Origin of the sequence: Robiginitalea aestuariiviva (assembly GCF_029537735.1) — a bacterium.
Lineage (GTDB): Bacteria > Bacteroidota > Bacteroidia > Flavobacteriales > Flavobacteriaceae > Robiginitalea > Robiginitalea aestuariiviva.
This window is the reverse complement of sequence record NZ_JARPUQ010000003.1, coordinates 1,561-25,783: the sequence shown is the minus strand read 5'-3', so window position 1 is coordinate 25,783 and position 24,223 is coordinate 1,561. Positions and strand designations below refer to the sequence as shown.

Below are 24,223 nucleotides of genomic sequence, written 5' to 3'. Positions count from 1 at the left end.
GAGTTTTATACCTTTATCTCATGCCGTCTCCCCTACATACACCCGTGTTCCACCTGGCCCAGGTGAATACGGCCCGCATCCGGGGCAGGGACCTGCAGGATCCGGTTATGGAGGGCTTCACCTCCCAACTGGATGCCATTAACGCCCTGGCCCGCAGCAACCCGGGGTTTATCTGGCAATGGGATGAGGCAGGCCCGGAGGCCATCCCTGAACCCTGGAAGGACCCGCGGGTGGTGACTAACCTCTCCGTATGGGAAACCCTGGAAGCCCTGCAGGCTTTTACCTATGCCGGCACGCATGCAGGCATGGTCCGCCGCCGGCGGGAATAGTTTGAACCTGCCAGGGAGGCACATATGGCCTTGTGGTGGATCCCGGCTGGCCACACCCCGGGGCCGGAAGAAGCCTGGATGCGTCTGGTACACCTGCAAGCCCACGGACCATCGCAAACGGCTTTTACTTTTAAAAACCCTTTTCCATCCCCGGCAGGATCGATCCGGGCGAACCCGAACATATGAAAATCCTCAGCACCAACATCGCCACCCCGGTTACCCTGTCCTGGAAAGGGCGGGAAGAACTTACCGGAATTTATAAAAAGCCACAACCCGACGGGGTATTCCTGACCCCGGAAGGGGTACGGGGAGACACCATTGGCAACCCCCGGGTGCACGGCGACCGGCACAAAGCCTGTTACCTTTTTGACACGGACGATTACCCCTATTGGCAGGAATGGTATCCGGCCCTGGAGTGGGGCTATGGGATGTTCGGGGAAAACCTGAGCCTTTCGGGTTTACGGGAAGAACGCCTGCAAATCGGGGCGGTGTATAGCGTAGGCGAGGCCCGCATCCGCATCACCATCCCCAGAGAGCCCTGCTTTAAACTGGGGTTGCGCTTTGGCGACCAGGGCATCATAGACCGGTTTATCGCCCATGGCAAACCGGGCAGTTATGCCGAAGTCCTGCAGCCCGGGAAGGTAACCCCAGGAGATACCCTGGTACTGGAGTCCGAACCGCAGAGTAGCCTGAGCATCCTGGAGTTTTACCGGTTGCTGTATGCCCGGGAAAAAGATCCTACCCTGCTGCAGCGGGCGCTGGCCTTACCCGACCTGCCGGCCTCCAAACAGGAAAAATTCAGGAAATGGGCCGCTGCCGGATAAAAAAAGAGGGAGCCGCAGCCCCCTCTTCCCCGAATTAAACAAACTAAACATCCACTACCTGACAACTTTCAGGCTTTCGGATATGGTCCGGTTTCCGTCGGAAACCAATACCTCTACCTTGTAAACCCCTTTTACGGCCCGGCCAAAGTTGATGGCTTTTTCCACCACGGGGGCGCTGCTGAACCGTTCGTAGTACAGGACGCGGTTTTCCTCGTCCATAACCTTAACGACTACTGAGCTGCCCTCCAGGTTCAGGTAGTTCACAAAGACACGTTCTCCCTCCTTGCGCAGGTATGGGGTTACCGTGTTGTCCGTTTTCTCCGCTACCACGGGGTTAGCGGAAGCAGGGGCCGCGTTGGCCGCTGCGCTTCCCGCCATCAGTACGAGGGCGGCTGCAATGTTGATCCAATTTTTTTTCATGACGAATTGTTTTTTGAATTACACAAGGCAAATCTAGGGCCGCACCCTGGGGTACACTACCACCGGATTATCCATTTTCTGTGTTATTTTACCGTCATTATCTGTTAAATAATTGTGAATTGTTAATATTACACATAAATGGGATAATTTTGCATCACCATCCACCCCAAAAGGGCTCGTAATTTTGGAAGAGAAAAGGGAAGTCATGCAAAAAACCAAACCGGCATTTGAGGCCATTGCCCCGGATTTCGGCCATTCCTTTACCTACCAGAAGTTCAATGCCAACCGGCCCAATACGAACCTGGTCTGGCATTACCACCCGGAAATTGAACTGGTGTATGTAAACGGGGGCAACGGGAAGCGGCAGATCGGGAGCCATGTGTCCTATTACCGGGACGGGGATCTGATCCTTATCGGGTCCAACCTGCCCCATTGCGGTTTTACCGATGCCTGTACCGGGAACCGCAGCGAATCCGTGCTGCAGATGAAAGCAGATTTCCTGGGGCGTGAATTCCTGAACATCCCTGAAATGGCCCATGTGCGCAACCTTTTTGAAAAAGCCAAAGGGGGCATCGCCTTTACCGGGGGCGCCAAAAAGAAAATTGGCGAGAAAATCGAAATCCTGGAATACAAATCCGAGTTCCAGCGGCTGCTGGCCATCCTGAACATCCTCAATGAACTGGGCAGCACAACGGAATACCAGATCCTGAATGCGGACCATCTTTCTATGGAAACCCAATCCAAGGAAAACGACCGCATCAACGCCATCTTTAACTATGTAAAAGAGCACTACCAGGAACCCATTGCCCTGGAAACCATGGCGGAACTCACCCATATGACCGTGCCTTCCTTTTGTCGGTACTTTAAAAAGGTGACCCGCAAGACCTTTGTGCAGTTTGTCAATGAATACCGGGTGGTTCACGCCTCCAACCTGCTGTCCGAAAGCCAGATGTCCATTACGGACGTCTGCTTTGCCAGCGGGTTCAACAACTTTTCCCATTTCAACAAGTCCTTCAAGGCCTTTACCGGCATGAGCCCGTCCGGCTATCGGAACCAGCTTAAATCCGTGGTGCGGTGACCATCCTGAAAGCCCCATTTCCGGACCTGCCCGATGCGCACCTGCGCTACCTTCCAGGGTTTCTGAAGCCACGGGAGACCCAGGTCCTGATGGACCGATTGGAACAGGAGGTACCCTGGCAGCAGGACCCCATCCGCGTATTCGGCAAAACCTACCCCCAGCCGCGCCTGACCGCCCTTTACGGGGAAGCCGGAAGCAGTTATGGGTATTCCGGGATCCGGATGCAGCCCCTGCCCTTCACCCCCGCTTTATCGGAATTGAAAGACATGGTGGAAGCCGAGGCCGGCTGCACCTTCAATATCTGCCTGCTGAACCTGTACCGGGACGGGCAGGACAGCAATGGCTGGCATGCCGACAATGAAAAGGAATTGGGCACCAACCCGGCCATTGCCTCCCTCTCCCTGGGCGCCTCCAGGTGGTTCCATCTCAAACACCGCCGGGAGGCGGCACACCGGTATAAGGTTCTACTGGAAAACGGCAGCCTCCTGCTGATGCAGGGAGCCATGCAGCACCACTGGCTGCACCAGCTGCCCAAGACCCAAAAACCCCTGGAAGCGCGTATTAACCTGACGTTCCGCAAGGTGGTCTAGCCGGCGGTTTTGTATTTTTGCACTATGGAATTCGAAACGCTCAGCCCGGAAACCCGGGACCGGATTGTGGAAATGGCCTGGGAGGACCGCACCCCTTTTGATGCGATTGAGTTGCAATTTGGCCTGGATGAAGCTGCGGTAATCCGCCTGATGCGCAGGGAATTAAAGCCGGGGAGTTTTCGCCGGTGGCGCGCCCGCGTCCAGGGGCGGCCCACCAAACACCTTAAAAAACGCACAGAAGGGATCACACGATTTAAAAGTACGCGCCAGAAGGCCATTAGCGGCAACCGGGCCTCCAAGCCCAGAGGCTAACCCCTAGCCGTATATTTCGTTGAGTACGGCGGCCAGGCGCACCCCTCCCAGCAGCAGCTGCTCTTCCAGGGTATCCCACCACGTATAGCGGTAGGCATAATAGATCTTCTCCCCGGTGTTCACGGAGCCGTAAACCCCGCGGGTCACCTCCTGGATTTCCTCTACCCAGTCTAACACGTCACCCTGCTGGGCCGCTTTGATTTGCGCTTTGCTCCAGCGCGGCAAGGATTGGGCGAGTTCGGTATAGCTCATGCCGTAGTCGTCAATCAGGTTGGAGTCCCAGAGGCGGTGCAGGTTGGTTCCCCGGTCAAAATACTGCAACTGTATGTCGTTCCCGCCCCGGTCTTCGGCACGCCCCACGTGCAGGGGCTGGTGCATATCCCCCACCAGGTGGACCAGCATCTTCAGGTAAAAAACCTGCTGATCCCGGGATGCATCGGGGTCTTTCAGGACTTCGGTGCATTTGCGGATTCCTGTCACCACATCCCCATAGGGACTGGGATCTACCTCGGTATACGCTTTATCCAGGGGGAAATTCACGTAATGCCAGGGGCTGTACCCCCGGTAGGTGGTATCGGACTTGATGTCGTCCGCAAAATTCGAAACCTCGGCCAGGGTTTCGCCTCCCAGTAGGCGGGCAACGGCCTTGCGCGCCTTGCGGCTCAGGTGCTCCTGGGCCACCTCCCCGACCACCCGATGCCCGGTGCGGGACCATACCGGAGGATTAGACCAGCAAAGAGAGGGCAGCAGCAACAGAAGCAGGAAATAAATGCGCATGGCAATGGGTTTTAGGCCCTCAAAAGTAGGGATTCAATCCTAAAAGTATTGTTAAGGGGGCCGCCTATTTTGGCGTAAAATCCGAACTTCCCGCCGTGCGCGGGAAACAGAAAAAAACCAGAGGATGGCTCGCACGGGTAGGTTGGCGCCTGCTCGCTGCCGCACTCTGCATTCCGGTCCTCTTCGTTGCCTCGGTCTACCTGGGCCTGTGGGGCAGCCTGCCTACAGCATCGGAACTGCGCGATATCCGGCTGGATCAGGCCACAGAGGTATTTTCCGCAGACAGTGTCCTGATTGGGAAGTTTTTCCTGGCCGACCGCCAACCCGTGCCCTTTGCTGCACTTCCCGAGCACATTGCGGAGGCCCTTGTGGCCGTGGAGGATGCCCGCTTCTATACCCACAACGGGGTAGATTACCAAAGCCTGGGACGCGTCTTTTTCAAAACCCTGCTCCTGCAGGACGATGCAGCCGGGGGCGGGAGCACCCTGAGCCAGCAACTGATCAAAAACCTGTACCCGAGGCGTAAAGGCGGCAGCCTGCGCCTGGCTGCGGACAAAATCCGGGAAATGATTGCCGCACGCCGCCTGGAAGCCCAGTACTCCAAAGACAGTATCCTGTCCCTTTACCTGAACACGGTATCTTTTGGGGGCAACCGCTATGGGATCGAGGCGGCTGCCCGCACCTTTTTCAATACCCCGGCCGCGCGTTTGCGCCCCGAACAGGCTGCCACCCTGGTAGGCATGCTGAAGGCCACCAGTGCCTACAACCCGAAAAATTTCCCGGCCCGCAGCCTGGCCCGCAGGAACCTGGTGCTCAGGCGGATGGCTGAACAGGGGTACCTGGAGCCCGAAGTAGCAGACAGCCTGCAAGCCCTGCCCCTTGAGCTGGACTACCGCCCGTTCCGCCACGATGCCGGCCTTGCCCCCTATTTCCGGGAAGCCGTGCGCAGGGAAGCCAGCCGGGTACTGGAAAGCCTGGGGCCCGACGCCCCTGGGAGCCTCTATACTTCAGGCCTGAAGGTTTATACCACCTTGAATGCCGGGCTGCAACGGGAAGCCGAACGGGCCATGCGTACCCATATGGCGGCCCTGCAACGGGAATTTGAACAGGCTTATGGCAGCCAGGCCCCCTGGAAGGCCAGCCACCCTACAGCCCGGGCCATCCTGCAAGCCTCTGAGCCTTACCGCCGCCTGCTGGCAACGGGGCTATCTTCGGCAGCGACACAGGATTCCCTGAGCCGGCCTCGCGAAATGGACCTCTGGGACTGGTCCGGGGAAAAGCGCCGCAAGGCTTCGGTAGCCGACAGCATTCTGCACTATGCCAAATTGCTGCAGGCCGGGTCCCTGGCCCTGGACCCCGCAGACGGGGCCGTGCGCGTCTGGATCGGGGGCATAGACTTTGCCCATTTTAAATACGACCATGTTTCCCAAAGCCGCAGGCAGGTGGGCTCTACTTTCAAACCCATTGTCTATGCAGCGGCCCTGGAGGCCGGGGCAGACCCCTGCCGCTATTACGAAGCCCGGGAAGTACAATATGAAAACTTTGAAGGGTGGACCCCTTCCAATAGCGGGGAAGCGGAAGAGGCCTATATGAATTACTCCATGGAGGAAGCCCTGCGCCACTCGGTAAATACCGTGGCGGTAAAGGTGCTGGAGGAAACCGGCATCCCCCGTGTGGTTGAAATGGCAAAGGCCCTGGGGATTGAAAGCGAGATTCCCGAAAAACCCTCCATTGCCCTGGGCAGCGCCTCCATCCGGATGACGGAAATGGCCGGGGCCTATGCCAGTTTCCTGAACCAGGGCCGGCCGGTAACCCCTTACCTGATTACAAGCATTACGGACCGGGAAGGGGCCGCACTGTTCCGCGCCTCCCCGGGTGAAGCACAGCCAGCCGCGTTTAGCCCGCGTACGCGCTCCCTGATGCTGGAGATGCTGCAGGCGGTAACCGAGGACGGCACCGCCGCCCGACTGCGGTCCCAATACGGGCTCAAAGGGGCGATTGCCGGAAAAACCGGCACCACCCAACAAAACAAAGACGCCTGGTTTGTGGCCCTAACCCCCCGCCTGGTCCATGTTAGCTGGGTAGGGCTCAACAGCCACCGCCTGGGGTTCCCCAATACCCGGATCGGCCAGGGGGCGCATGCCGCCCTCCCCCTCTTTGCCCGCTGGTACAGGGCCCTTGGGAAAGACCCGGAATTACGGGCCTTAACCCGGGGGGAATTTCCTCCGGCGGAACCGGGAACGGAAGCCTTGCTGGACTGCCCGCCTGTTAAAAGGGACGGCTTTTTCAAACGCCTGTTTACCAATCCGAATAAAACCAAAACCCGAAAATTCCGAAACCAGGATGTGTAACCCTTTACAGCAGGGCCAGCCCCAAGCTGGTTGTCTATACCCGTATGGAATAAATCAATCCGGGAATATAGCCCATTCGGCTGGTTTCGTGTATTTTTGACACCCGTAAATAAGCCCTATGAAATTCGCTTTCCGTTTGCTTCCTGCCTTTTGCCTCCTGGCCCAGTTTGGGATGGCCCAGCGCATCCCGGAAAAGTCCGTGACGGTCCGGTTTACCGACCAGCCCATTGTGCTGGACGGGGTGCTGGACGATGCCGCCTGGGAGGCCGCGGACAGCGCCCGGGAATTCTGGCAATACTTCCCGGCAGACAGCGTGCAGGCGCAACAGCAATCGGAAATCAAGATGCTCTTTGACGACCAAAACCTGTACATCGGCATCCGGGTGTACGCTGCGGGTCGTAACTACGCCATCGAATCCCTGAAACGGGATTTCCGGGCCGGGAATTCCGATAACATCACCCTGCTTTTCGACACCTTTAATGATGGCAATAACGCCTTCCTGTTCGGGACCAACCCCTATGGCGTGCGTCGGGAAGGGCTGGTTTCCGGGGGCGGGCTGGACCTGAGGGGATTTACCATTTCCTGGGATGTGAAGTGGCGGGGCGAATCTCAGATCCTGGACGATGGCTACACTTCGGAACTGGTAATTCCGCTAACCTCCTTTAAATTTCGGGAAGGGGAAACCCGCTGGCGGTTTAACAGCTACCGTTTTGACACCCAGTCCAACGAAAGCACCACCTGGGTAAACATCCCGCAAAACCAAAACATCTACGGGCTTACCTTCATGGGGGAAATGGTCTTTGAACGCCCTCTGGGCCGCTCCCGCACCCCCATGGCCGTTATCCCGTACATCAATACCAGCTGGGCCGAAGACCGGGAAGCCCCCCTGGAAGAAACCAACTTTAAAGTGGGGGGCGATGCCAAGCTCTCTATTGGCAACAGCATGAACCTGGATATCACGGTAAACCCGGATTTTTCCCAGGTGGAAGTGGACGACCAGGTAACCAACCTGACGCGGTTTGAGGTTTCCCTGCCGGAAAAACGACAATTCTTTATAGACAACAACGACCTGTTTGCCAGTTTCGGGGATGCCCGGGACGCCAATCCCTTCTTTTCCAGACGGATCGGGATTGCTTCGGATACAGCCGGCAAAACCATAGAAAACCGGATTACTGCCGGGGTGCGCCTGAGCGGCAAGGTGAACAACCGCCTGCGGCTTGGCTTTTTCAATATTCAGACGGAAAAGGATGCCGCCAACCAGATTGCCGCCAACAACAACAGTATGCTGGCCCTGCAGCAACTGGTCTTTTCCCGTTCCAACATAGGCTTCTTCCTGCTCAACCGCCAGTCGTTGGGAGACGATTCCTTTATTGCGCCGGAGGACCGGTACAATCGCGTGGCCGGGATTGATTACAACCTGATTTCCGCCAACAACGTATGGAGCGGGCAGGCCTACCTGCACAAATCCTTCCGCCCGGGGGTAGAAGACAAGGACTGGTCTTCCGGGGCCAACCTGCGTTTCAATTCCCGGAACTGGAACGGCTTTGTAAAAGGGGTTTACATCGGGGAAAACTTTGAATCCGACCTGGGGTTTGTGCGCCGGAAAGACATCTTCAAAGGGTTGTTTAACGTTTCCCGGGTTTTCTGGCCGGAACGCGGGATCTTCAACAACCACAGCTTTGGGGTAACCCCTGTATTTACCTGGCGCCCCAGCAATGCCCTACAGCGCACGGACTACAACATCCGCACCCGGTGGGAAGGCCGCACCCGCCGCCAGCAACAACTGCGCCTGCAGTGGAACAACGAGTACACCTACCTTTTTGATGCTTTCGACCCCACGGGTTCGGACGAGGGGCAGGAATTGCAGGGCGACACGGAATACTACTACAACAGCCTGGAGATGGAGTATCAGTCGGACCGGCGGCGCATCTTCTCTTATAGCGTGCAATCTACCCTGGGTGATTTCTTTAACGGAGAGCGTTTTTCCCTGGAAAGCCGTATGAACCTGCGTATTCAACCCAAGGCCGTCCTGGGCCTGCAGCTCAATTACGACCGAATATCCCTGCCGGACCCCTACCCGAGCGCAGATATCTGGCTGGTGGTGCCCCGGTTTGATTTCACCTTTTCCAAATCCCTGTTCTGGTCTACCCTGGTGCAGTACAGCAACCAACGAAACAGCCTGGGGATCAACTCCCGCCTGCAATGGCGCTTTGCCCCCCTCTCGGACCTGTTCCTGGTCTACACGGACAATTACTACGTAAACCAGTTTAGCCCGCGATTCCGGTCGGTAAACCTGAAGCTGACTTACTGGCTGAATATCTGAGGGGCGCGCTTCTTAAAAAAGCGATATCTTTTGGGCCAAATTCGCAAACTGAGCCCATGGAAACACCCCTGATCACCAACGACACCATTACCTTTGGACTACTGGCCGCCTGCCTGGGGCTGGTCTTTATTACCTCCGGGATCAAAACCGGCTTCTGGGCCCGCTTCTACAATTGGGTGCCAGCCATCCTGCTCTGTTATATGCTGCCGGCCGTACTGGCCAGTTTTGGCCTGATTTCCGACGAGACCTCGCGCCTGTATTTTGTAGCCAGTCGTTACCTGCTGCCAGCCGCCCTGGTACTGATGACCCTGAGTATAGACCTGAAAGCCATCAGCAACCTGGGGTCCAAAGCCCTGATCATGTTCCTGACCGGGACGATCGGGATTATCCTGGGCGGGCCGCTGGCCGTACTGGTCGTTTCCTTCTTTTCCCCTGAAACCGTAGGGGGCGTGGGGCCGGATGCCGTGTGGCGGGGGCTTTCCACCATAGCGGGCAGCTGGATTGGCGGGGGAGCCAACCAGGCCGCCATGCTGGAAATCTTCCAGTTTAACCCCAAGCGTTTCGGGGAGATGGTTCTGGTGGATATAGTAGCGGCCAACATCTGGATGGCCATCCTCCTGCTGGGGGTAGGCAAGACCCGCCGTATTGACCGGTGGCTGAAGGCCGATGCCAGTTCCATTGAAACCCTGAAACAAAAGGTAACGGCTTTTGCCGAGCGCATAACCCGGGTGCCCACCCTGCACGACTATATGGTGATGCTTTTCCTGGCCTTTACGGCTGTGGGCCTGGCGCATTTCCTGGGCGAGGTGTTCAGCACCACCCTTACCGAGCAGTTTACCTGGGTAAGCGACCCCAAAAGCTTCGGCTCCTTCCTGGGGGGCGAATTCTTCTGGATGGTGGTCATCGCCACAGCACTGGGTATTGGTCTGTCCTTTACGCGGGCCAAACAATACGAGGGCGCCGGGGCCAGCAAACTGGGTGGGGTGTTTATCTATATTTTGGTGGCCACCATCGGGATGAAAATGGATTTGAGTCGCCTGTTGGATAACCCCGGCCTCATTGCCCTGGGGCTGATCTGGATCGCCTTCCACGCCGGGCTGCTGATCCTCGTGGCCAAATGGATCCGGGCCCCGTTTTTCTTCCTGGCCGTAGGCAGCCAGGCCAATGTGGGCGGTGCAGCCACGGCCCCGGTGGTCGCGGCGGAATTCCACCCATCCCTGAGCTCTGTGGGCGTTTTGCTGGCGGTCCTGGGTTATGTGGTGGGTACCGGGGGTGCCCTGGTATGTGCCTGGTTTCTGGAAATCGCTGCCCAGGTGGGGGGTGCGGCCGGGGTTTGACGCCTTCAAAAAAAAACAGATATTTGCCGCTCAGAAATTATCCATGAAGAAGGTATTTATTGCATGTCTGGCAGCGGTGGGAATCGCGGCCTGTTCCGGGGGCGCGGACGCCTCCGTTTTGGAAGTCCACGGGGAAGTAAAAGGGTTAAAGAAGGGAAAATTGCTGTTGCAAACCGTACAGGATTCCTCCCTGGTCACCCTGGATTCCATGGTGGTGGAAGGCAACGGGGCATTTACCCTGAGCAGCCCGGTGGAAGGCGCAGACCTCTATTACCTTTACCTGGATAAGGCGGACAACAATACCCTTAACGATCGGATTATTTTCTTTTCCGGCCCCGGGCAGGTAGAAATACGCACCAAATGGGATGCCTTTGAGCCGGCCGCCGAGATTTCAGGTTCCCCCGAGCAGGCACTCTTTGCGGAATACCGGAAGACACAATCCCGTTTCCACGTGGGCCAGCTGGAACTGAACCAGGCTGCCCTGGGCCTCAGCATGCCGGAAGATTCGGCAGCCATCGATTCCATCGGCCGCCGTTCGGATATGCTGGTGCGCCGCTCCTACCTCTATGCCCTGAACTTCGCCATTACCCACAAAGATTCCTACCTGGCGCCGTTTATTGCCTACAGCGAGGTGGGGGATGCCAATCCGGTATACCTGGATTCGGTTTACCGGGTGTTACCGGACAGTGTGGCCGGTTCCAAATACGGGAAAAAGCTGGCGGAATTGCTGGAGGCCAGCCGGGATTAAGCCATCTTGTTGATGCGCTCCACCAGGGCGGTAGCTTCGGCCTCCAGGTCTTTGCGCACCTGTTTGAAGTGGGCCTTACGGTTCTCCACGTCTTTGCGGTGGATGTCGGCTATCAGCTGATCGAAGGTCTCAATAGCCTTGTCGATGATCTCGGAGCCTTCCTTGGACCCTTCCTTACCCTGGGTTTGTTCTACGATGTAAACGGCTTCGATTACGTCGCCCAGTACGTTGTTGATGTCCTTTTTGAGGTTGCGGATGCTCGCCATAGTTGCAGTCTTTTGGACAAAAGTACAATTTCCCCGCGGATGCACCGCTATGCGGCCTAAACCGTAACTTCCAGCAGTTCGCACCCATGGGTGCGGATTGCCGCCCAGGGGGCTGCCGCCGGTATCAGCAGGGTCTGCCCGCGCCGGAGGCACGCTGCCCCGTCTGCCGTAGCAATTTCGGCTTCCCCGCTTACGCAGAGGAAAATGGTAAAGGCATCGCGGGAAGCCAGGTCCCGGTGCAGGGGCTGGTCCAGTTTCAGGAATTCGGTGGTAAAGTACGGGGTGGCTGCCAGGGTTTGGGGTTGGTTGGCCTTTGGGCTATACTCCAGGCGAAAATCGTCCTTCTGCTGATAATCCATGGCATCCAGGGCCTGCTCCGTATGCAATTCGCGCAGGTTGCCCTCGGCATCGCGCCGGTCAAAATCGTATACGCGGTAGGTCACGTCGGAACTCTGTTGGATCTCTGCCAGCAGGATTCCGGCCCCAATAGCGTGGATCTTGCCGGCATTGATAAAATAGCCGTCCCCGGGCTCCACCGCCTGGTAATGGAGTAAATCGGTTAGTTTCCCCGCGTCCAGGGCCTGCTGGTATTCCTCCCGGGTTACGTCCCGGTTAAACCCCACAATGAGTTCGGCCCCCGGGTCGGCATCCATGACATACCACATCTCGGTTTTTCCGAAGGAATTGTGGCGTTGGCGGGCCAGGGCATCGTCCGGGTGCAGCTGTATGGAAAGGTCCTGGCGCGCATCGATATATTTGATCAGGATGGGGAATTCCCGCCCGAACCGGTCCAGGACCGCCTGCCCCAGCAGTTGGGCCCCAAAGGTGTCCACCAGGTCCTGCAGGTCCCTCCCGGCATACGGGCCTTCGGCGACCACAGAAACATCTCCAGGCACCCCGGAAACTTCCCAGCTTTCGCCAATCCGGTCTCCTTTGCAGTCCTTGCCCAGCACCGTGCGCAATTTCTCGCCTCCCCAGAGGCGTTCCTTATAAAGCGGCGTAAACCGCAGCGGATAACAATCCATGCTACTTCAGTTTTTTGAGGGCGTTTAATGCCTGGTCCATATGCCCCTTAAAATGGAGGGAACGGAAGGCCAGGGCTATGGTACCGCCCCGGTCAATCACAAAGGTCTCCCTTCCGGGCAACAAGCCAAACATCCGGGCCTCCACACCAAAGGCGCGGCGGGCCTTCCCCTGCGGATCGCTCAGCAGCCGGAAGGGAACCCGGTAACGCGAGGCGAATTTATGGTGAGATTCTTCCGTATCTGCGCTAATACCGATTACCAGCGCCCCGGCGTCGGTGAACGCCTCATAACTGTCGCGAAACGAACACACCTCGGCCGTACATCCCGGGGTAAAATCCTTGGGGTAGAAGAAGACCACCACAGGCTGGGTACCCAGATGTTCCGAAAGACGGAAGGTTTGGCCGTCCTGGTCCTGCAGGGTAAATTCAGGGGCTTTGGATCCAATGCTTAAGCCCATACCTACCCTGAATAGGTTACAAAGTTGCGGGGAGTCTCGAAAAGCTGAACCTCCAGGTCGCTGCCCTGGTCTATATGGGGTCGCAACCGGTTCCAAATCACCACCGCAATATTTTCGGCCGTGGGGTTCAGGTCTTTGAATTCAGGCACTTCCTGGTTCAGGTTCTTGTGATCCAGGGCATCTTCCACATGGGTGCGGATCAGGTCTTTCAACACCTTCATGTCCATCACAAAACCGGTGCGGGGGTCAATGGGGCCGGTTACGCTTACAATCAGTTCATAATTGTGCCCGTGGTACAGGGGGTTGCTGCACTTGCCGAATACCTCCTTGTTGGCAGCATCGTCCCAGTCTGCCCGAAACAGGCGGTGGGCGGCATTAAAATGGGCCTTGCGGCTAACTTTAACCTTCATGGTTTCCGGATTGGGATTGAATGTAATCATAGAATCTGCGGAAGACGATGCGGAACCAGGCTGTGTAGTGGCCGGGACGGGCTTCCAGGTCTTGTGCCACTGCATCCAGGGGCATCCACTTCCAGGCTTCCACCTCCTCCGGGTTAATCCGGGGCGCATCCTCAAAATACCCCAGCAAAACGTGGTCCAGCTCGTGCTCGGTCAGGCCGTTGTCGAATGGGGCCTTATAGATAAAGGAAAACAATTCCTGCAGCTCAGTCTCAAAACCCATCTCTTCCTGCAGGCGCCGTTTCCCGGCTTGCACATTGGACTCCCCCAGGCGCTGGTGGCTGCAACAAGTGTTGGTCCACAACAGGGGGGAATGGTACTTATCCGCTGCGCGCTGCTGCAGCATAAGTTCCCCTTTTTGATTCAGTACAAATACAGAGAATGCGCGGTGCAGGACCGCTTTTTCGTGTGCCTCCATTTTGGGCATGGTCCCCAGGACCTCGTCCTCGGGGCTCACCAAAATCACCTTTTCTTCCATCACTCCCCAAAAATACGGCCTTTGCCGCAGACCCCCGTTAAGGGGTTCTTAAAATTGGGTGATCAGAAGAAACGCGGGCTCTTGATATTGCCCACCGTACGGATAAAATCGTAGCGCATGATCACCTCGAAGGAACCGTTGTTGAACGCGGCGCTCCCCAGCTCGGTAATCTCCCGGTCATAGGCCAGCCCGATCAGGAAGGAACGGGAAATATTAAAGCCGATCATCCCGCTGAAGGCAGCATCCCAGCGGTAAGCTGCCCCGAAAATAAACTTCTCGTCATACATGAAGTTGGCGGATAAATCTGCTTGCAAGGGCGCCCCGGAGGTGGCCTTGGCCAGGATGGTTGGCTTGAATTTCCAGAGGTCGTTCAGGTCCCACACATAGCCGGTAATGAAATAGAAGTTCATCTGCTCATTTGCCGTAGACAGGGAAGATTCATCAAAATGCCGTGTTTCCAGGAAGCGGGGGATGGAAAGCCCGGCATAGAAGTGTTCGGTATGGTAATAGACCCCGGCCCCCACATTGGGTGAAAGGCGGTTCTGTATATCGGCCTGCAACTGGGCATCCGGGTAATTGGGGTCCTGGTTCAGTTCCGAGAAGCGGATATCCAGCAGGTGCACGCTCCCTTTCACCCCAAAACTCAGGCGCTGCTCCGGCCCCACCTGTATGGTATAGGAGATGTCCCCGTCAAAATAGGTCTCGGAGGTAGGCCCGATCTGGTCGTTCACAATGGAAACCCCCATTCCCAGCCCGCGATAGCCCACGGGAGAGTGCAAGTTCAGGGTTTGGGTTTTGGGCGCCCCGTCCAGGCCCACCCACTGGGCCCGGTACAGGGCCGCAATACTCATGTTGCCGCGGGAACCGGCATAGCCCGGGTTCACACTTACGGTGTTGTACATATACTGGGTGTACTGGGCATCCTGTTGTGCCTGCAGCCCGGCGCCCCAAAGGCAGCCTGCCGCCAGCAGGGCCATCCCGGCCCGGCGAATACTCAAAATCCCAAAGTTGTTAATGCCCTTCATGCCCTTATCGGTTTAAGTAGAGATAGCCCGTGCGCGATTGCATCTGCCCGGCGCGGTCCTCGTAATCCAGGATATAGAAATAGGTACCTACCGGCAACTTATTCTCCTGTTGTATGGTTACCCGGCCCTGGGAAGTGCCATCAAACACATTTCCTGCCGTATCGTAAGCCCTGGTGGTGAAGACCAGCACGCCCCATCGGTTGTAGATCCGGATGGTGTTGTTCGGGAAATCTTCCAGGCCTTCGATTTTCAGATAATCGTGTGCGCCATCCCCATTGGGAGTCAATACGTTATAGATCTCAATGGGATCTTCTCCGGGGTTGGGTTCCAGATAGTCCGGGGTGCCGTCCTGGTCCACGTCGTCATTATACAGCATACCATCGCCGTTGGCATCTTCATCAATAGTCAGCAGGCGGTCCCCGTCGTCGTCGGTATCCCGGTAATCGGATTCCCCGTCGCTGTCGGTATCCGGCAGGTCGCCCACCGGGTTGTCGATCTCGTCATTGATATCATCGTCTATGGAGGTAGATCCTTCAAAGCCGTCGTCCAGGCCGTCGTTGTCCTTGTCGGAACCGACCAACACCACATCCGCAACCCCGTCTTGATCCCAGTCGTGGGCCTCAATTACGTCCGGGACACCATCATTGTCGCTGTCAGAATCCACATAATCCGGGATGCCGTCCCCGTCAGTATCTTCGGGGATTACCCCCAGGCCGCCGCCGTTTTCATAGGCATCGTCCAGGCCGTTGGCATTCATATCCTCCCCGCTGGGGGCCAGGTAACCCGTCGTGCTCTGGGCCTCCACGTTATCCGGGATCCCATCGTTATCGGAATCGATATCCAGGTAATCCGGTACGCCGTCCCCGTCGGTATCGGTAGGGTTGGTGGAAGGATCGCCGTCCCCGTCCAGATCCAGGTCCTCAAAGGTGTCCACAATCCCGTCGTTATCGCTGTCCAGGTCTACCCCGGGCGGGTTTACGATGATGGTCACCGTGGCCGTATCGCAACGTCCGAGGTCATCACATATGGTATACGTAAAAGAGTCCGTACCAATAAACCCGGGGTCGGGGGTATAAGTGAGCATATCGTCGGACGGGTCGTTCGGCGTGCCGTTATCGTCCATGGTTACGGTACCGTTGGCCGGGTCGTTGATCGTACAGGCCCCGGCAGAAGGCACATCGTTGTCGTTGGTCAGCACATTGATGTCAATGGGAACGCTTACAAAGGTTGCCGCCACATCGTCCACCGCATCCACAATGGGGTTCACCGTTACGTTAACCACGGCGGTGCTGCAATATCCGGAAGCAGTACACACGGTGTATTCAAAGGAATCTGTGCCGTTGAAATCCGGATCCGGCGTATAGGTCACAATATCGTCTGAAGGGTCGTTGGGCGTCCCGTTGTCGTCAATAGTGGCCGTTCCGTTCGGGGGGTTGGTCACGGTCAGAATCCCGTCGTCCGGAATCCCGGTGTCGTTCAGGTACAGGGGCACCACCACATCCACATCCTCGTTCACGGTTACAAAGTCGTCTACCAGGGTAGCCGCCTGTTGCATACAGACAATGGTAAACGACGGCAGGGCGCTGGCCACTCCGGCCTTGATTACCGATGCCGTATATGTGGTAACGGCCTGGGTGGAAATCACCATAGGCCGCAGCGGGTCCCCACTTACCGCCGGCGACCAGCTTACGGTGGCACTGGCATTCACATTGGCCGAAATATCCAGGGTTACCTCGTTGTCCGGGCTGCTGCAATCCGTCAGGATAAAATATCCAGTGGCATTGGAGCCACAGGCCGTACCGTCGTAGGTGGCAAAATAAATACCCGGGGTGGTCGCTTCGTAAAAGAAGTCTGTTCCAAGTACGGTGGCCGGGTCGGAGGCCTCGTACCAGCGGAAATTGTTCTCATCCCCGGAGTTGGGCGCCTGCAGCAGGAACTGCCCCTGCACCTGGTACATGCCCAGGAGCAGGAAAAGCAGGCCGCTTAGTTTGGTGATATGTGGTAGGTTCGTTTTCAAGGTCTGGGTGGCGTCAGGGTTCTTACTTTACAACAAAGACAACGTTAATCAGGGAGTTGTAATCCGCAGGTTGTCCGATGATGTCGTAGGTAAGTACACCATTGGCATCAATACTCATGTTAGCAAAAACCGCCGGGTCCGCATAGGTCACATAGTAGTAGAGCTCCGTAGCGCCGTATGTGGGCAGGGCTGCAGGGGCACCTGAACTGGCAACTGCCGGGGTGCCGAATTGGGCCACGTACTGGGCATAGAGGTCTACCGTGTATCCGCTGCCATTGGTAGAAGCATCAATCGCAATGGACGGCGGATAAAAGATCCGGGCTGCCTTGGAGGTGATCGGCGCAATGGCATTGATCACTTCCTGCACATTGGTCTCCGCAGTCGGGGAGGCTTCCCCGCCTTCGTCCACATCGATGGGCGTGCGCAGCGGCACCTCGTCGTCATACTGGTCGTCGGTGCTGCCAGCGGCAACCTCATCAATAGCCGCCTGTACATCCGTGGCGGTAAGCCCGGAAGTGGCATTACTGTAGGTTACCTCGGCTGCAGTCTGGTCGTCCGTGTTATCCAGGTAACCGCTCAGGTCTACCGGGGTGGCGTCGCCGGAGAGGGCCAGGCTGTTGCCGGTCAGGCTCAGGTCCTGGATCTCATTGGTGGCATCCGCATCCGCATCGTCCACATTCAGGGTAATGGTATTGCCTCCGGACACGCTGATGTTGCCAGCCGTTCCGTCTGTAGACAGGGTCTGGGCATCGGTGTTGTCCAGGTAGCCGCTCAGGTCTACGCTGTTGCCGCTCTCAATGGCCAGGGTGTTCCCGGTCAGGGAGATGGTTTGGTCATCGGTGCTGCCAGCGGCCAGTTCGGCCAGGGCACCTTCCACGTCGGTAGCCGTGAAATTGGCAGCCGCATCGGCAATGCTTACTTCAGCTGCAGTCTGGTCATCCGTCCCTACCAGGCTGGACAGATCGACAGTCTCGCTGGTTCCATTCTCGATACCAATGGTCAAGTCTGTTCCCACCAGGGCAGAGCCGCTGATGTTCTGGTCGTCGGTGCTGCCTGCGGCCAGTTCGGCCAGGGCACCTTCCACATCGGTAGCCGTGAAATTGGCTGCCGCATCGGCTATGCTTACCTCGGCTGCAGTCTGGTCATCCGTCCCTACCAGGCTGGACAGATCGACAGTCTCGCTGGTACCATTCTCGATACCAATGGTCAAGTCTGTTCCCACCAGGGCAGAGCCGCTGATGTTCTGGTCGTCGGTACTGCCAGCGGCAACCTCATCAATAGCCGCCTGTACATCCGTGGCGGTAAGCCCGGAGGTGGCGTTGCTATAGGTTACTTCAGCCGCAGTCTGATCATCGGTAGAAACCCCGCTGATATCCACACTCTGGTTCCCGCCTGCATCGGTTACGGTCAGGTTGGTGCCGTCAAAGCTGATGCCGGTGTTGTATTCGTTGGTCGGATCGGCATCCGCATCGTTCACCAGGGAAGACAGGTCTACGGTTTCGGAAGTCCCGTTCTCAATCCCGATGGTCAGGGTGGTACCGGCCAAACCGGAACCGCTGATGTTTTGGTCGTCGGTGCTGCCTGCGGCCAGTTCGGCCAGGGCTCCTTCTACGTCGGTAGCTGTGAAATTGGCTGCCGCATCGGCGATGCTAACTTCAGCAGCCGTCTGGTCATCGGTGTTGTCCAGGTAACCGCTCAGGTCTACCGGGGTGGCGTCGCCGGAGAGGGCCAGGCTGTTGCCGGTCAGGCTCAGGTCCTGGATCTCATTGGTGGCATCCGCATCCGCATCGTCCACATTCAGGGTAATGGTATTGCCTCCGGACACGCTGATGTTGCCAGCCGTTCCGTCTGTAGACAGGGTCTGGGCATCGGTGTTGTCCAGGTAGCCGCTCAGGTCTACGCTGTTGCCGCTCTCAATGGCCAGGGTGTTCCCGGTCAGGGAGATGGTTTGGTCATCGGTGCTGCCAGCGGCAACCTCGTCAATAGCGGCTTGTACATCCGTAGCGGTAAGCCCGGAAGTGGCGTTGCTGTAGGTTACTTCGGCTGCAGTCTGGTCGTCCGTGTTGTCCAAATAGCCGCTCAGGTCTATACTGTTACCGCTCTCAATGGCCAGGGTGTTCCCGGTCAGGGAGATGGTTTGATCGTCGGTGTTGTCCAGGTAGCCGCTCAGGTCTACGCTGTTGCCGCTCTCGATGGCCAGGGTGTTCCCGGTCAGGGAGATGGTTTGGTCATCGGTGCTGCCAGCGGCCAGTTCGGCCAGGGCACCTTCTACGTCGGTAGCCGTAAAGTTGGCAGCCGCATCGGCAATGCTTACCTCAGCTGCAGTCTGGTCATCCGTCCCTACCAGGCTGGACAGATCGACAGTCTCGCTGGTACCATTCTCGATACCAATGGTCAAGTCTGTTCCCACCAGGGCAGAGCCGCTGATGTTCTGGTCGTCGGTACTGCCAGCGGCAACCTCATCAATAGCCGCCTGTACATCCGTGGCGGTAAGCCCGGAGGTGGCGTTGCTATAGGTTACTTCAGCCGCAGTCTGATCATCGGTAGAAACCCCGCTGATATCCACACTCTGGTTCCCGCCTGCATCGGTCACGGTCAGGGTGGTGCCGTCAAAGCTGATGCCGGTATTGTATTCGTTGGTCGGGTCTGCATCCGCATCGTTCACCAGGGAAGACAGGTCTACCGTTTCTCCGGTTCCGTTTTCAATTCCTATGGTCAGGGTGGTGCCGGCCAAACCGGAACCGCTGATGTTCTGATCGTCGGTGCTGCCTGCGGCAACCTCGTCAATAGCGGCTTGTACATCCGTAGCGGTAAGCCCGGAAGTGGCGTTGCTGTAGGTTACTTCGGCTGCAGTCTGATCGTCAGTACCTACCAGGCTGGACAGATCTATGGTCTCGCTGGTTCCATTCTCAATTCCAATAGTCAGGTCAGTTCCGACCAGGGCAGAGCCGCTGATGTTCTGGTCGTCGGTGCTGCCAGCGGCCAGTTCGGCCAGGGCACCTTCTACGTCGGTAGCCGTAAAGTTGGCTGCCGCATCGGCGATGCTTACCTCGGCTGCCGTCTGGTCATCGGTAGAAACCCCGCTGATATCCACACTCTGGTTCCCGCCTGCATCGGTCACGGTCAGGGTGGTGCCGTCAAAGCTGATGCCGGTGTTATATTCGTTGGTCGGGTCTGCATCCGCATCGTTCACCAGGGAAGACAGGTCTACGGTCTCGCCGGTGCCGTTTTCGATCCCGATGGTCAGGGTGGTGCCGGCCAAGCCGGAACCGCTGATGTTCTGATCGTCGGTGCTGCCAGCGGCAACCTCGTCAATAGCGGCTTGTACATCCGTAGCGGTAAGCCCGGAGGTGGCGTTGCTGTAGGTTACTTCGGCTGCAGTCTGGTCGTCCGTGTTGTCCAAATAGCCGCTCAGGTCTATACTGTTACCGCTCTCAATGGCCAGGGTGTTCCCGGTCAGGGAGATGTTTTGGTCGTCGGTGCTTACCCCGCTGATATCGACAGTCTGGTTGCCGCCTGCATCGGTTACGGTCAGGGTGGTGCCGTCAAAGCTGATGCCGGTGTTGTATTCGTTGGTCGGATCGGCGTCCGCGTCGTTCACCAGGGAAGACAGGTCTACGGTTTCGGAAGTCCCGTTCTCAATCCCGATGGTCAGGGTGGTACCGGCCAAACCGGAACCGCTGATGTTCTGATCGTCGGTGCTGCCTGCAGCAACCTCGTCAATAGCGGCTTGTACATCCGTAGCGGTAAGCCCGGAGGTGGCGTTGCTGTAGGTTACTTCGGCTGCAGTCTGGTCGTCCGTGTTGTCCAAATAGCCGCTCAGGTCTATACTGTTACCGCTCTCAATGGCCAGGGTATTCCCGGTCAGGGAGATGGTTTGGTCATCGGTGCTGCCAGCGGCCAGTTCGGCCAGGGCACCTTCCACGTCGGTAGCCGTAAAGTTGGCAGCCGCATCGGCGATGCTAACTTCAGCAGCCGTCTGGTCGTCAGTGCTTACGCCGCTAATATCCACACTCTGGTTGCCACCTGCATCGGTAACGGTCAGGTTGGTACCGTCAAAGCTGATGCCGGTGTTGTATTCGTTGGTCGGATCGGCGTCCGCGTCGTTCACCAGGGAAGACAGGTCTACGGTTTCAGAAGTCCCGTTCTCGATCCCGATGGTCAGGGTGGTGCCGGCCAGACCGGAACCGCTGATATTCTGATCATCGGTAGAAACCCCGCTGATATCCACGCTCTGGTTCCCACCTGCATCGGTAACGGTCAGGTTGGTGCCGTCAAAGCTGATGCCGGTGTTGTATTCGTTGGTCGGATCTGCATCCGCATCATTTACCAGGGAAGACAGGTCAACGGTCTCACCCGTGCCGTTTTCGATCCCGATGGTCAGGGTGGTGCCGGACAAACCGGAACCGCTGATGTTCTGGTCGTCGGTGCTGCCCGCAGCAACCTCATCGATAGCCGCCTGTACGTCCATGGCGGTAAGCCCGGAAGTGGCGTTGCTGTAGGTCACCTCGGCCGCAGTCTGATCGTCAGTACCCACCAGGCTGGACAGATCTATGGTCTCGCTGGTTCCATTCTCAATGCCAATGGTCAGGTCTGTTCCCACCAGGGCAGAGCCGCTGATGTTCTGATCGTCGGTAGAAACCCCGCTGATGTCAACACTCTGGTTTCCGCCTGCATCGGTAACGGTCAGGTTGGTGCCGTCAAAGCTAATGCCGGTGTTGTATTCGTTGGTCGGGTCTGCATCCGCATCGTTAACCAGGGAAGACAGGTCTACGGTTTCAGAAGTCCCGTTCTCGATCCCGATGGTCAGGGTGGTGCCGGCCAGGCCGGAACCGCTAATGTTCTGGTCGTCAGTGCTTACTCCGCTGATGTCCACACTCTGGTTGCCTCCTGCATCAGTTACGGTCAGGTTGGTGCCGTCAAAGCTGATACCGGTGTTGTATTCGTTGGTCGGGTCTGCATCCGCGTCGTTCACCAGGGAAGACAGGTCTACGGTTTCGGAAGTCCCATTCTCAATGCCAATGGTCAGAGTGGTACCGGCCAAACCGGAACCGCTGATGTTCTGATCGTCGGTGCTGCCTGCGGCCAGTTCGGCCAGGGCACCTTCCACATCGGTAGCCGTGAAATTGGCTGCCGCATCGGCTATGCTTACCTCGGCTGCCGTCTGGTCGTCCGTGTTGTCCAAATAGCCGCTCAGGTCTACGCTGTTACCGCTCTCAATGGCCAGGGTGTTCCCGGTCAGGGAGATGGTTTGGTCGTCGGTGTTGTCCAGGTAGCCGCTCAGGTCTACGCTGTTGCCGCTCTCGATGGCCAGGGTGTTCCCGGTCAGGGAGATGGTTTGATCATCGGTGCTGCCAGCGGCCAGTTCGGCCAGGGCACCTTCTACGTCGGTAGCCGTAAAGTTGGCTGCCGCATCGGCTATGCTCACCTCGGCTGCCGTCTGGTCGTCAGTATTATCAAGGTAACCGCTCAGGTCTATGCTGTTGCCGCTCTCGATGGCCAGGGTGTTCCCGGTCAGGGAGATGGTTTGGTCATCGGTGCTGCCCGCAGCAACCTCATCGATAGCCGCCTGCACATCGGTGGCAGTCAGCCCGGAAGTGGTGTTACTGTAGGTCACCTCGGCCGCAGTCTGGTCGTCAGTGCTTACGCCGCTAATATCCACAGTCTGGTTCCCGCCTGCATCGGTTACGGTCAGGTTGGTGCCGTCAAAGCTGATGCCGGTGTTGTATTCGTTGGTCGGGTCTGCATCCGCATCGTTTACCAGGGAAGACAGGTCTACGGTCTCGCCCGTGCCATTCTCAATCCCGATGGTCAGGGTGGTGCCGGCCAAACCGGAACCGCTGATGTTTTGGTCGTCGGTGCTGCCTGTGGCAACCTCATCGATAGCCGCCTGTACATCCGTGGCGGTTAGGCCACTGGTGGAATTATCGTACGGGTTAGAAGCCGCGCGGGTATCCAGGATCACATCGGATCCGTCATTGTTGGTAAAGGTATACGTACCATCGCCATTGGCAGTGATATCGCTTTTGGCCACCGTCTGGCTAGCCCCGCTTTCATTCACATAAGTGAAGGTACCGTCTCCGTTATCGGAAAGGTTAGTCACGGTTTCGGCAATGGTAACGGAAGCCACATTCAGGTAAAGGGCACCGTCCGTGCCTACGGCAATATCGTTATTGGCATCGGTACTCACCAGGTTAGCAGACTGGGTACCTCCCCCATCGGTAACTTCCAGTGCCCCGCCGTTCATAGCTACGCCGGTGTTGTATTCGTTGGTCGGGTCGGCGTCCGCGTCATCCACATTAAGGGTGATGGTGTTGCCGCTCTCGATGGAGAGGTTTCCGGCCGTACCATCCGTAGAAATGGTTTGGTCGTCAGTGCTGCCCGCGGCCAGTTCGGCCAGGGCTCCTTCCACGTCAGTAGCCGTGAAATTGGCTGCTGCATCGGCTATGCTTACTTCAGCTGCAGTCTGATCGTCAGTACCCACCAGGCTGGACAGGTCAATGGTCTCGCTGGTACCATTCTCGATGCCAATAGTCAGGTCGGTTCCCACCAGGGCAGAGCCGCTGATGTTCTGATCGTCAGTAGAAACCCCGCTGATATCCACGCTTTGGTTCCCGCCTGCATCGGTAACGGTCAGGTTAGTGCCGTCAAAGCTGATGCCAGTGTTGTATTCGTTGGTCGGATCGGCGTCCGCGTCGTTCACCAGGGAAGACAGGTCTACGGTTTCGGAAGTCCCGTTCTCAATCCCGATGGTCAGGGTGGTCCCGGCCAGGCCGGAGCCGCTGATGTTCTGGTCGTCGGTGCTTACACCGCTGATATCCACGCTCTGATTCCCGCCTGCATCGGTAACTGTCAGGTTGGTGCCGTCAAAGCTAATGCCGGTGTTGTATTCGTTGGTCGGGTCTGCATCCGCATCGTTCACCAGGGAAGACAGGTCTACCGTTTCTCCGGTTCCGTTTTCAATCCCGATGGTCAGGGTGGTTCCAGCCAGACCGGAACCGCTAATGTTCTGGTCGTCAGTACTGCCTGCAGCAACCTCGTCGATGGCTGCCTGTACGTCCGTGGCGGTAAGCCCGGAAGTGGCATTGCTGTAGGTTACTTCGGCCGCCGTTTGGTCGTCAGTGCTTACGCCGCTGATATCCACGCTCTGGTTGCCACCTGCATCGGTCACGGTCAGGTTGGTGCCGTCAAAGCTGATGCCGGTGTTGTATTCGTTGGTCGGGTCTGCATCCGCATCGTTTACCAGGGAAGACAGGTCTACGGTCTCGCCCGTGCCATTCTCAATCCCGATGGTCAGGGTGGTGCCGGCCAAACCGGAACCGCTGATGTTTTGGTCGTCGGTGCTGCCTGCGGCCAGTTCGGCCAGGGCACCTTCTACGTCGGTAGCTGTGAAATTGGCTGCCGCATC

At 57.4% G+C, this 24,223-nt stretch carries 18 protein-coding genes and 1 pseudogene; 9 read left to right on the top strand and 10 right to left on the bottom strand.

Annotated features, from left to right (window positions below):
- Positions 1-20 precede the first annotated feature (20 nt).
- A pseudogene (locus tag OZ410_RS12750) lies at positions 21-515 on the top strand (DUF3291 domain-containing protein).
- Positions 512-1,153 carry an MOSC domain-containing protein gene (locus OZ410_RS12745; protein ID WP_277708396.1) on the top strand — a complete coding sequence of 214 codons (642 nt, stop codon included), beginning with the start codon at positions 512-514 and terminating at the stop codon, positions 1,151-1,153. The pseudogene OZ410_RS12750 and the gene OZ410_RS12745 overlap by 4 nt, the downstream one beginning before the upstream one ends.
- A 54-nt stretch (positions 1,154-1,207) precedes the next feature.
- Here OZ410_RS12745 and OZ410_RS12740 read toward each other — a convergent pair whose 3' ends face one another.
- Positions 1,208-1,573, bottom strand: coding sequence for a hypothetical protein (locus OZ410_RS12740; RefSeq protein WP_277708395.1), 366 nt, complete (start codon positions 1,571-1,573; stop codon positions 1,208-1,210).
- 205 nt (positions 1,574-1,778) lie between these two features.
- On the opposite strand from OZ410_RS12740, the gene OZ410_RS12735 reads away from it, so the two are divergent.
- From OZ410_RS12735 to OZ410_RS12725, 3 genes are read left to right on the top strand one after another with little or no spacing between them, the layout of a single operon-like run.
- Positions 1,779-2,651, top strand: coding sequence for an AraC family transcriptional regulator (locus OZ410_RS12735; RefSeq protein ID WP_277708394.1), 873 nt, complete (start codon positions 1,779-1,781; stop codon positions 2,649-2,651).
- Complete coding sequence (locus tag OZ410_RS12730; protein ID WP_277708393.1) at positions 2,648-3,241, top strand: alpha-ketoglutarate-dependent dioxygenase AlkB family protein; 594 nt, start codon at positions 2,648-2,650, stop codon at positions 3,239-3,241. The genes OZ410_RS12735 and OZ410_RS12730 overlap by 4 nt, the downstream gene beginning before the upstream one ends.
- Positions 3,242-3,265: 24 nt before the next feature.
- Positions 3,266-3,553, top strand: a complete 288-nt coding sequence (locus OZ410_RS12725; protein ID WP_277708392.1) for a TIGR03643 family protein — start codon at positions 3,266-3,268, stop codon at positions 3,551-3,553.
- Between the two features lie 3 nt (positions 3,554-3,556).
- Here the strand turns inward: OZ410_RS12725 and OZ410_RS12720 are convergent, their stop codons facing one another.
- Complete coding sequence (locus tag OZ410_RS12720; protein ID WP_277708391.1) at positions 3,557-4,330, bottom strand: S1/P1 nuclease; 774 nt, start codon at positions 4,328-4,330, stop codon at positions 3,557-3,559.
- Between the two features lie 95 nt (positions 4,331-4,425).
- On the opposite strand from OZ410_RS12720, the gene OZ410_RS12715 reads away from it, so the two are divergent.
- The 4 genes from OZ410_RS12715 (at position 4,426) to OZ410_RS12700 (ending at position 11,089) form a co-directional block, all read left to right on the top strand.
- Complete coding sequence (locus OZ410_RS12715) at positions 4,426-6,681, top strand: transglycosylase domain-containing protein (RefSeq protein ID WP_277708390.1); 2,256 nt, start codon at positions 4,426-4,428, stop codon at positions 6,679-6,681.
- A 118-nt stretch (positions 6,682-6,799) separates the two neighbouring features.
- Positions 6,800-9,004 carry a DUF5916 domain-containing protein gene (locus OZ410_RS12710; RefSeq protein WP_277708389.1) on the top strand — a complete coding sequence of 735 codons (2,205 nt, stop codon included), beginning with the start codon at positions 6,800-6,802 and terminating at the stop codon, positions 9,002-9,004.
- A gap of 56 nt (positions 9,005-9,060) precedes the next feature.
- On the top strand, positions 9,061-10,341 hold the full coding sequence (locus OZ410_RS12705) for a DUF819 family protein (RefSeq protein WP_277708388.1): 1,281 nt from the start codon (positions 9,061-9,063) through the stop codon (positions 10,339-10,341).
- 43 nt (positions 10,342-10,384) lie between these two features.
- A complete protein-coding gene (locus tag OZ410_RS12700) occupies positions 10,385-11,089 on the top strand; it encodes a DUF4369 domain-containing protein (protein WP_277708387.1) in 705 nt (234 codons plus the stop codon).
- Here the strand turns inward: OZ410_RS12700 and OZ410_RS12695 are convergent.
- From OZ410_RS12695 to OZ410_RS12660, 8 genes are all read right to left on the bottom strand, one after another.
- Entirely contained in the window at positions 11,086-11,355 is a 270-nt protein-coding gene (locus OZ410_RS12695; protein ID WP_277708386.1) for a hypothetical protein, read from the bottom strand. The genes OZ410_RS12700 and OZ410_RS12695 overlap by 4 nt on opposite strands.
- A gap of 56 nt (positions 11,356-11,411) precedes the next feature.
- Entirely contained in the window at positions 11,412-12,380 is a 969-nt protein-coding gene (locus OZ410_RS12690; RefSeq protein WP_277708385.1) for a type I phosphomannose isomerase catalytic subunit, read from the bottom strand.
- 1 nt (position 12,381) lies between these two features.
- On the bottom strand, positions 12,382-12,837 hold the full coding sequence (locus OZ410_RS12685) for a peroxiredoxin (protein ID WP_277708384.1): 456 nt from the start codon (positions 12,835-12,837) through the stop codon (positions 12,382-12,384).
- Between the two features lie 2 nt (positions 12,838-12,839).
- Entirely contained in the window at positions 12,840-13,247 is a 408-nt protein-coding gene (locus OZ410_RS12680; protein WP_277708383.1) for a 6-pyruvoyl trahydropterin synthase family protein, read from the bottom strand.
- Entirely contained in the window at positions 13,237-13,776 is a 540-nt protein-coding gene (gene idi / locus OZ410_RS12675; RefSeq protein ID WP_277708382.1) for an isopentenyl-diphosphate Delta-isomerase, read from the bottom strand. The genes OZ410_RS12680 and idi overlap by 11 nt, the downstream gene beginning before the upstream one ends.
- 59 nt (positions 13,777-13,835) lie before the next feature.
- Positions 13,836-14,750 (bottom strand): PorP/SprF family type IX secretion system membrane protein, encoded by a 915-nt coding sequence (locus OZ410_RS12670; RefSeq protein WP_277708728.1) that lies wholly within the window; start codon positions 14,748-14,750, stop codon positions 13,836-13,838.
- A 52-nt stretch (positions 14,751-14,802) separates the two neighbouring features.
- Complete coding sequence (locus OZ410_RS12665; RefSeq protein ID WP_277708727.1) at positions 14,803-16,755, bottom strand: T9SS type B sorting domain-containing protein; 1,953 nt, start codon at positions 16,753-16,755, stop codon at positions 14,803-14,805.
- Between the two features lie 82 nt (positions 16,756-16,837).
- Positions 16,838-24,223, bottom strand: a 7,386-nt coding sequence (locus tag OZ410_RS12660; RefSeq protein WP_277708381.1) for a beta strand repeat-containing protein, incomplete at its 5' end; no start/stop codon positions are given.

Coding starts and splice junctions, on each gene's coding strand:
- OZ410_RS12745 (WP_277708396.1), top strand. CDS start 512: ATGAAAATCCTCAGCACCAACATCGCCACCCCGGTTACCCTGTCCTGG.
- OZ410_RS12740 (WP_277708395.1), bottom strand. CDS start 1,573: ATGAAAAAAAATTGGATCAACATTGCAGCCGCCCTCGTACTGATGGCG.
- OZ410_RS12735 (WP_277708394.1), top strand. CDS start 1,779: ATGCAAAAAACCAAACCGGCATTTGAGGCCATTGCCCCGGATTTCGGC.
- OZ410_RS12725 (WP_277708392.1), top strand. CDS start 3,266: ATGGAATTCGAAACGCTCAGCCCGGAAACCCGGGACCGGATTGTGGAA.
- OZ410_RS12720 (WP_277708391.1), bottom strand. CDS start 4,330: ATGCGCATTTATTTCCTGCTTCTGTTGCTGCTGCCCTCTCTTTGCTGG.
- OZ410_RS12710 (WP_277708389.1), top strand. CDS start 6,800: ATGAAATTCGCTTTCCGTTTGCTTCCTGCCTTTTGCCTCCTGGCCCAG.
- OZ410_RS12705 (WP_277708388.1), top strand. CDS start 9,061: ATGGAAACACCCCTGATCACCAACGACACCATTACCTTTGGACTACTG.
- OZ410_RS12700 (WP_277708387.1), top strand. CDS start 10,385: ATGAAGAAGGTATTTATTGCATGTCTGGCAGCGGTGGGAATCGCGGCC.
- OZ410_RS12695 (WP_277708386.1), bottom strand. CDS start 11,355: ATGGCGAGCATCCGCAACCTCAAAAAGGACATCAACAACGTACTGGGC.
- OZ410_RS12690 (WP_277708385.1), bottom strand. CDS start 12,380: ATGGATTGTTATCCGCTGCGGTTTACGCCGCTTTATAAGGAACGCCTC.
- OZ410_RS12685 (WP_277708384.1), bottom strand. CDS start 12,837: ATGGGCTTAAGCATTGGATCCAAAGCCCCTGAATTTACCCTGCAGGAC.
- OZ410_RS12680 (WP_277708383.1), bottom strand. CDS start 13,247: ATGAAGGTTAAAGTTAGCCGCAAGGCCCATTTTAATGCCGCCCACCGC.
- OZ410_RS12670 (WP_277708728.1), bottom strand. CDS start 14,750: ATGGCCCTGCTGGCGGCAGGCTGCCTTTGGGGCGCCGGGCTGCAGGCA.
- OZ410_RS12665 (WP_277708727.1), bottom strand. CDS start 16,755: ATGTACCAGGTGCAGGGGCAGTTCCTGCTGCAGGCGCCCAACTCCGGG.